The 7,166-nt window shown below is 73.4% G+C and carries 10 protein-coding genes; 3 read left to right on the forward strand and 7 right to left on the reverse strand.

Annotated features, from left to right (window positions below; all coding sequences use genetic code 11):
- On the reverse strand, positions 1-254 hold a 254-nt coding region (locus N869_RS11500), incomplete at its 3' end, for an ATP-binding cassette domain-containing protein (protein ID WP_156968510.1).
- A gap of 140 nt (positions 255-394) precedes the next feature.
- Between N869_RS11500 and N869_RS11505 the strand changes: the two genes are divergently transcribed.
- Both N869_RS11505 and N869_RS11510 read left to right on the forward strand, forming a co-directional pair.
- Positions 395-1,135 carry an HAD-IIA family hydrolase gene (locus N869_RS11505; RefSeq protein WP_035061825.1) on the forward strand — a complete coding sequence of 247 codons (741 nt, stop codon included), beginning with the start codon at positions 395-397 and terminating at the stop codon, positions 1,133-1,135.
- A gap of 36 nt (positions 1,136-1,171) precedes the next feature.
- Positions 1,172-1,924 carry a YwiC-like family protein gene (locus tag N869_RS11510; RefSeq protein WP_084137019.1) on the forward strand — a complete coding sequence of 251 codons (753 nt, stop codon included), beginning with the start codon at positions 1,172-1,174 and terminating at the stop codon, positions 1,922-1,924.
- Between the two features lie 25 nt (positions 1,925-1,949).
- Here N869_RS11510 and N869_RS11515 read toward each other — a convergent pair whose 3' ends face one another.
- The 6 genes from N869_RS11515 to N869_RS11545 are packed head-to-tail and all read right to left on the reverse strand — an operon-like array spanning position 1,950 to position 6,129.
- The gene (locus N869_RS11515) at positions 1,950-2,537 is read right to left on the reverse strand and encodes a LemA family protein (protein ID WP_052105467.1); all 588 of its coding nucleotides are present in this window, start codon (positions 2,535-2,537) and stop codon (positions 1,950-1,952) included.
- A gap of 12 nt (positions 2,538-2,549) precedes the next feature.
- Entirely contained in the window at positions 2,550-3,212 is a 663-nt protein-coding gene (locus N869_RS11520) for a hypothetical protein (protein ID WP_035061814.1), read from the reverse strand.
- Positions 3,209-3,910 carry a DUF3137 domain-containing protein gene (locus N869_RS16605; RefSeq protein ID WP_052105468.1) on the reverse strand — a complete coding sequence of 234 codons (702 nt, stop codon included), beginning with the start codon at positions 3,908-3,910 and terminating at the stop codon, positions 3,209-3,211. The genes N869_RS11520 and N869_RS16605 overlap by 4 nt, the downstream gene beginning before the upstream one ends.
- Positions 3,907-4,743: a hypothetical protein gene (locus tag N869_RS16610; protein WP_052105469.1), complete on the reverse strand. Its 837-nt coding sequence runs from the start codon at positions 4,741-4,743 to the stop codon at positions 3,907-3,909. Before N869_RS16610 ends, N869_RS16605 begins: the two co-directional genes overlap by 4 nt.
- The gene (gene pyrE / locus N869_RS11540) at positions 4,740-5,315 is read right to left on the reverse strand and encodes an orotate phosphoribosyltransferase (RefSeq protein ID WP_035061821.1); all 576 of its coding nucleotides are present in this window, start codon (positions 5,313-5,315) and stop codon (positions 4,740-4,742) included. Before pyrE ends, N869_RS16610 begins: the two co-directional genes overlap by 4 nt.
- 28 nt (positions 5,316-5,343) lie before the next feature.
- The gene (locus N869_RS11545; protein ID WP_052105470.1) at positions 5,344-6,129 is read right to left on the reverse strand and encodes an SDR family NAD(P)-dependent oxidoreductase; all 786 of its coding nucleotides are present in this window, start codon (positions 6,127-6,129) and stop codon (positions 5,344-5,346) included.
- A 70-nt stretch (positions 6,130-6,199) separates the two neighbouring features.
- On the opposite strand from N869_RS11545, the gene N869_RS11550 reads away from it, so the two are divergent.
- On the forward strand, positions 6,200-6,991 hold the full coding sequence (locus tag N869_RS11550) for an exodeoxyribonuclease III (RefSeq protein ID WP_035061822.1): 792 nt from the start codon (positions 6,200-6,202) through the stop codon (positions 6,989-6,991).
- Positions 6,992-7,166: the final 175 nt, after the last annotated feature.

Genomic DNA, 7,166 nt, shown 5'->3' on the forward strand with positions numbered 1-7,166 from the left:
AGCCCGCGCTCCTCGGGCATGTACCCGAACCGGCGACGATCCTCACGGGTGAGGGGGCGTCCGTCCAGGGTGACGGTCCCGGCGTCGGCGGCGAGCACACCCATGACGATCCGCATCGTGGTGGTCTTCCCGGCGCCGTTCGCCCCGACGAACCCCGTCAGGCGGCCCGGCCGCACCGTGAACCCGACGTCGTCCAGGGCCGTCCGGTCACCGAACGTCCGGGTCACACCGTCCAGCGTCAGCCGTGCCGCCACCCTGCCCTCCCGCCTGCCGACCTGCCCGGGCTCGCCGGCCACGACCCTAGCGGCCCCACGACCGCACCCGGGGGCCCTAAGGTTCGGGTGTGACCCGTGACCCCGGTACCCCCCGCGAGATCCACAGCTGGCTGACGGACATGGACGGCGTCCTCGTGCACGAGGGCAAGGCCCTGCCGGGCGCGGCGGACTTCGTGCGCGCCCTGCGCGACGCCGGACGCCCGTTCCTGATCCTCACCAACAACTCGATCTACACCGAGCGGGACCTGCGCGCCCGCCTGGCGGCGTCGGGCATCGACGTCCCCGAGGGCGCGATCTGGACCTCGGCGCTGGCCACCGCCCAGTTCCTGGTCGACCAGGTGCCCGGGGGCAGCGCGTACGCGATCGGTGAGGCGGGGCTGACCACCGCCCTGTACGAGGCGGGGTACACCCTGACCGAGTCCGACCCGGACTACGTGGTGCTCGGCGAGACCCGCACCTACTCGTTCGAGGCGATCACCCGGGCGATCCGCCTCATCCAGGGCGGGGCCAGGTTCATCGCCACCAACCCCGACGTCACCGGGCCCAGCGCCGAGGGCGACCTGCCCGCCACCGGTGCGGTCGCGGCGATGATCACCGCCGCGACCGGGCGCAAGCCGTACTTCGTGGGCAAGCCCAACCCGATGATGTTCCGGTCGGCCCTGAACCGGATCGACGCCCACTCCGAGACGACCGCCATGATCGGTGACCGGATGGACACCGACGTGGTCGCCGGCATCGAGGCGGGCCTGCAGACGTTCCTGGTGCTGACCGGGTCCACCCAGGCCCACCAGGTCGAGACGTTCCCGTTCCGGCCCGGGGCGGTGCTCCCCTCGATCGCCGACCTCGTCGACCTGGTCTGAGCCGCCGTGGGGCGTCGGCGCCGCAGCCCGGGCTGGGTGCCCAACCAGCACGGCGCCTGGGCGATGCTCCTGGCCCCCGTGCTGACGGGCGTGGTCCTCGCCGGACCCGTCCCCGCCCACGCGCTGCTGGTGGCCGCCTGGCTGGCGGCCTACCTGGCGTTCTTCGCGGCTGGCCTGTGGCTGCGGGCCTCACGCCGCCCGCGCTACCGGCCACCGGCCCTCACCTACGGCGCGGTGACGGCGCTGCTGGGCACGGCCCTGCTCGCCCTGCACCCCCGGCTGCTGGCGTGGGCCCCCGTGTACGCGCCGCTGCTCGTGGCGAGCCTGCGGTTCTCGGCCCGCCGGCAGGACCGCACCGTCACCAACGACGTCGTCACGGTGCTCGCCGCGTGCCTGATGCTGCCGGTCGCCCACCAGGTGGGTGGCGGCTCGGTGTGGCCGTGGGAGGCGCTCGCCGCGACGTGGCCGGCGACCGTCGTGGTGGCCCTGTACTTCGTGGGGACCGTGCCCTACGTCAAGACCATGATCCGCGAGCGCGGCAACCCGCGCATGCGCGACGCCTCGCTCGCGTTCCACGTGGTGGCGACGGCAGTCGTGGCCGTGCTGGCCGCCGGGTGGCCGGTGGGCGGGCAGGTGGTGCCGGGGTGGGCGGTGGTGGTGGTGTTCGTGGCTCTCACCGTCCGCGCGGTGGTGGTGCCCCGACGGTGGCCGGCGGCGACCCCCAAGCAGGTGGGGCTCGGGGAGGTCGTCGCGACGGTCGCCGTGGTCGGTGCGCTGCTCGCGGGCTGAGCAGCGCACCGCTCGGAGGTGGTGCTCAGCCCTGCGGGGTGCCGCCGAAGTCGACCCGCGGCACGGCGCGCACGGTCGGGTCCTCGGCCTCGAAGTACTCGGCCCGGGCGAACCCGAACATGTTCGCGATGATGTTCGGGGGGAACGTCTCGACGCGGGTGTTGATGGCCCGGACGTTGGCGTTGTAGAAGCGGCGTCCGGCGGCGATGCGGTCCTCGGTGTTGGTGAGCTCGACCTGCAGCTGCTGGAAGTTCTCGCTGGCACGCAGCTGGGGGTAGGCCTCGGCGACGGCGAACAGCCGCCCCATGGCCTGGGTGAGGGCGTTCTCCTGGGCGGCCTGCTGGGCGGGGCCGGTGCCCGGTGAGGCGGCCGCGGCGCGGGCCCGGGTGACCTCGTCGAACACCCCGCGCTCGTGGGCGGCGTACCCCTTGACGGCGTCCACCAGGTTGGGGATCAGGTCGTGACGTCGGTGCAGCTCGACGTCGATCTGGCGCCATGACTCCTGGACGAGGTTCCGCAGCCGGACGAACCCGTTGTAGGTGGCCACGCCCCACACCAGCAGCAGCAGCGCCACCACGAGCAGGACGATGAGGGCGGTTCCGATGGTCTCCACAGGGTTCCTCCGTTAATCGATGGGGGGATCGTAGCCGTGGTCACGCCACACGAAGCGGGGGATCGCCTCGGCCACGGAGCACAGGGTGTTCAGGCGCTCGGCCATGCCGGCCGTGCAGGTGGTCCCCTCCTGCCAGGACACGATGTCGCTGCCCTCGATGCGCAGGTGGTGCCCGGCGGAGCGGGGTTCGAGGAGCCGGGCCATGAGCCGGGGTGTGATCACGTCGTGGGCGTACCTGGGGTCTTCGCTGCTGACGCGCCAGGTGCGGTTGAAGTCGTCGGACTCGGTGACCAGGTCGTGCCACTCGGGCCAGGTGCCGCCGATCCGTCCGGGGGTCTCGGGCATGATCTGCAGGGTCGGCAGCGCCACGGGGAGCGCGACGGCGAGGACGTGGTGGGCGAAGGCCGCGAACCCCTGGGGTGTCTCGAACGTCGCCGAGTACACGAAGCTGAGGGCGGGACGGCCGCGGTAGGCGCCGTTCATGACCTCGGTGGTCCTGACGGACGTCCCGCCGATGAACGGGAAGCCGGTCCAGCGGCCGACGAGCGAGGGGTCGCTGCCGACCCAGGTCCACCCCAGGGCCCCGGCCCACTTGCGCATCGTGCGGGCGCGACGGTCCATGGGGTGGGTGCGACGCCGCTGCCACCACCCGGTGGGCGTCTGGGTGGTGGTCATGAGGCCGGTGGGTCGTAGCCGTGGTCCTGCCACACGAACCGGGGGACGGAGTCGGCGACGGTGGACAGCACGTCCAGGCGACGGGCGAGGGAGTCGAGGTTCGTCGACCCCGAGATCCAGGACAGCACGTCGGTGCCCTCGATGCGCCAGGCGTGGCCCCGTGAGGCCGGTCGCAGCAGGTACTCCATGAGCCGGGGGGACAGGATGTCGTGGGCGAACCGCGGGTCGTGGGCCTGGACCCGCCACGCCCGGTTGAACTCCTCGGACTCCAGGACGATGTCCTGGCCTCCGAGGGCCTTGGCCAGGCGCGTGCCGAGGTTCTCGGGCGTGAGCTCGAGCTTGGGGAGGTAGGCGGGCAGGGACACCGCGACCACGTGGTGGCTGACGGTCTGCTGGTTCTTGCCGTGGTTGACGGTGTACTGGTGCACGAAGCTGACCGCGGGCCGGCCCCGGTAGGTGCCGTGCATGACCTCCACGGCGCGCGCGCGGTGACCGGCGACGAACGGGGTGCCGTGCCAGCGGCGGGTCAGGGTGCGGTCGGTCCCGACCCACGTCCAGCCCGCGGCGTGGGCCCACTCGCGCAGGCGCCGGCCCCGGCGGACCACGAGCCAGATCCAGACCCCCACCGCGGCGGGGACCAGCAGCAGGGCGAGCAGCGGGAGCGCACCGGCGAGGACCTCGGGCCCCGCACCCGTCACAGCACGTTCCCGGTGAGCTTGTCGGTGTTCCGGCGGGCGAGCGCGGCCCGGCGCTCACGTCGGGTCTGGCCCTCGGGCACGGCGTGGTCGTGCAGGACCGTGGCGGGCAGGGAGTCCGCGATCTCCAGGGCGAGGGCGGTCAGTGGTTCCACCCGTTCCAGGTCCATCTGACCGGGGACGTGGACGGAGACCTCCCCGGCCTCGATCACGATGCTCACTCCGTCCAGATCGGTACGCATGAGCCGTTCCATGAGCCTGGGGTGCAGGACGCCGTGGACGAAGGCCCGGTTGCCGCCGCGGGCCCACCACCGGTCGTTGAAGCAGATCGACTCGACCTCCACACCCCGTCGTCGCGGCGACCGGCGCCCGAGCACGGGGGCCTCCTGGGTCAGGGTGAGGGTCGGCATCAGCAGACCGGCCAGCTGGACCCGGACCACGTGCTCCCGGGACCTGCCCAGGCCTTGGGTGCGGGAGACGACCAGCCGGCCACCGGTGCGGCGGAGCAGGACGTCGTCACCCGGGACGCGGAGCGCCCACCCGTGCTCGTCGGCCCAGGCGGCGACCACGGCCAGTCGCCGGGCACGGACGGCACGGGACCGCATCCACCCCGCTCCCCACAGGACGACGACCAGCCCGACCGTGGTGGCCGAGAGCGCGGCCGCGACCTGCGTCCCGAGCCGGGCCACGTCGACCAGGATCCCGGCGAGGACGGCGCCCACGAGCACGGCCAGCCCGGCGAGGAGCAGGACCAGCACCGCCACGGCCACGGCCAGGACGGCGGCGTTCCAGGCTCGCGCCCACCACGTCGGTGGGGTGGGCGCCGGTGGTGTCACGCCAGGCCCAGGTCGGCCAGGTCGTAGACGTAGTGGTAGCTGAGGCCCTCGGCCTCGATGCGCTCACGGGCACCGGTCCCGCGGTCGACGATGACCGCCACGCCGGCGACGTCCGCGCCTGCCTCGCGCAGGGCCTCGACGGCGGTGAGCACCGAACCGCCGGTGGTGGAGGTGTCCTCGACGGCCACGACCCGGCGGCCGGTGACGTCGGGGCCCTCGATGCGGCGCTGCAGCCCGTGGGCCTTGCCCTCCTTGCGGACCACGAACGCGTCCAGCTGCTGACCGCGGGAGGCCGCCGCGTGCAGCAGGGCGGTCGCGACCGGGTCGGCCCCGAGGGTGAGGCCACCGACCGCGTCGACCTCCTGGGTGCCCAGGCCGACCTCCTCGAGCAGGTCCAGCAGGACGTGCCCGATGAGGGGCGCGGCCTCGTGGTGCAGCGTCACCCTGCGCAGGTCGACGTAGTAGTCGGCCTCACGGCCGGAGGCGAGCGTCACCCTGCCGTGGACGACGGCCAGCTCGGTCACCAGCCGGCGCAGCTGCTCACGTGGTGCGGGTCCCCAGTTGTCTGTCACGGCGCACAGGCTAGCGGCCCCGTGGCCCTCAGCTCTCGGACTCCTGGGCCACGTGGCGGCGCAGGCGCTTGTCGGACGAGACCGCCCGGACCGCGGCCCGCGGCAGCAGCCGCGTGACCTCGGAGAGGATCCCGTAGCGCAGGGACGGGGTCGAGATCACCGCGCCACGGCGCACGTCCGCGAGCGCGGCGGCGACGACGCTGTCGGCGTTCAGCCACGCGATCTCGGGGTAGGTGTCGGTGATGCCGGCGCGCTGGTGGAACTCGGTGTGCACCAGGCCCGGGCACAGGGCCGTGGCCGTGACGCCGGTTCCCTTGAGCTCGATGGCCAGGGCCTCGGTGAAGGTCCGCACCCACGCCTTGTCGGCGGAGTAGGTGCCCATGGCGGTGAGCGCCGCGATCGAGGAGACGTTGAGGATCGCGCCCCGGCCGCGTTCGACCATCGCGCCGGCCGCCGCGTGGGACAGGACCATCACGGCCCGGACCATCACCTCGTGGGCCCGCTCGTGGGCGGCGAGGTCACCGCCCACGAACGGCTCCCCGACGGCCAGGCCCGCGTTGTTGGCCAGGAACGACACGGGGCGGTCGGGGTCGCGCAGCCTCTGGGCGACCTTCTCGACCTGGTCGCGTTCGGCAAGGTCGGCGGGCAGCACCTCGGCGTCCACGCCGGCGGCGGCCCGCAGCTGCCCGGCGAGGCGTTCCAAACGGCCGGCGTCCCGTGACACCAGGACGACGTCGTGGCGGGCGGTGGCCAGCTGCCAGGCGAGCTCCAGACCGAGCCCTGCGCTCGCACCGGTGATCAGTACGGTTGCCATGTCGACACACTAGGGGACCGGCCCGGTGCCGACGAGTGGTCCGTCGGGGCGGGACGGTACGGTGCGACCCATGCGGATCGCGACGTGGAACATCAACTCGGTGCGGGCCCGGGCCGACCGCGCGGTGGCGTGGCTGGAGCGCAGCGGCACGGACGTGCTCGCGCTGCAGGAGACCAAGTGCACCGACGCCCAGTTCCCGCACGCGGTGTTCGAGGCCGCCGGGTACGAGGTCGCCCACGCCGGGCTGAACCAGTGGAACGGCGTGGCGATCGTCTCGCGGGTGGGGCTGGAGGACGTGCAGGTCGGGTTCCCGGAGCAGCCGGAGTTCGGGGCCGACACCCCCGTGGTGGAGGCCCGCGCGATCGGTGCGACGTGCGGGGGTGTGCGGGTGTGGAGCCTGTACGTGCCCCACGGCCGCTCGCCGCAGGACCCCCACTACGCCTACAAGCTCCGGTGGTTGGCCGCGTTGCGTGAGGCCGCCCAGGGGTGGGCGCAGGCGGACGGTGCGCAGGTCGCGCTGGTGGGCGACTGGAACGTCATCCCCTACGACACCGACGTGTGGGACGTGACCGCGTTCGAGGGCGGCACGCACGTGACCCAGCCGGAGCGGGACGCGTTCTTCGCGTTCGCCGACGCCGGGTACACCGAGGTGACCCGTGTGCACCTGCCCCAGGAGGGCAAGTACACGTACTGGGACTACCAGCAGCTGTGCTTCCCCAAGAACAAGGGCCTGCGCATCGACTTCGCGTACACCTCGCCCGCGCTGACGGCACGGGTCACCGGCGCGTCGATCGACCGGGACGAGCGCAAGGGCAAGGGCGCCTCGGACCACGTGCCGGTGGTCGTCGACCTGGAGGGCTGAGCGCCACCGCGGGACGGGCCGGGTGGACGCTAGGTTGGTGGGCATGACCTCGTCGCCACCGCCCCCGGGTGCCCACGACGCGCAGACGGGCGGGTGGCAGCCGTTGGACCAGGGCCGGGGCCCGCAGACGTGGACGGGGGCCGCGACGCCGGCGCCGCAGGACGCCAACCCGTAC

It is taken from the genome of Cellulomonas bogoriensis 69B4 = DSM 16987 (assembly GCF_000767165.1).
In the GTDB taxonomy this organism is placed as follows: domain Bacteria; phylum Actinomycetota; class Actinomycetes; order Actinomycetales; family Cellulomonadaceae; genus Actinotalea; species Actinotalea bogoriensis.

Coding starts and splice junctions, on each gene's coding strand:
- N869_RS11505 (WP_035061825.1), top strand. CDS start 395: ATGGACGGCGTCCTCGTGCACGAGGGCAAGGCCCTGCCGGGCGCGGCG.
- N869_RS11520 (WP_035061814.1), bottom strand. CDS start 3,212: ATGACCACCACCCAGACGCCCACCGGGTGGTGGCAGCGGCGTCGCACC.
- N869_RS11545 (WP_052105470.1), bottom strand. CDS start 6,129: ATGGCAACCGTACTGATCACCGGTGCGAGCGCAGGGCTCGGTCTGGAG.
- N869_RS11550 (WP_035061822.1), top strand. CDS start 6,200: ATGCGGATCGCGACGTGGAACATCAACTCGGTGCGGGCCCGGGCCGAC.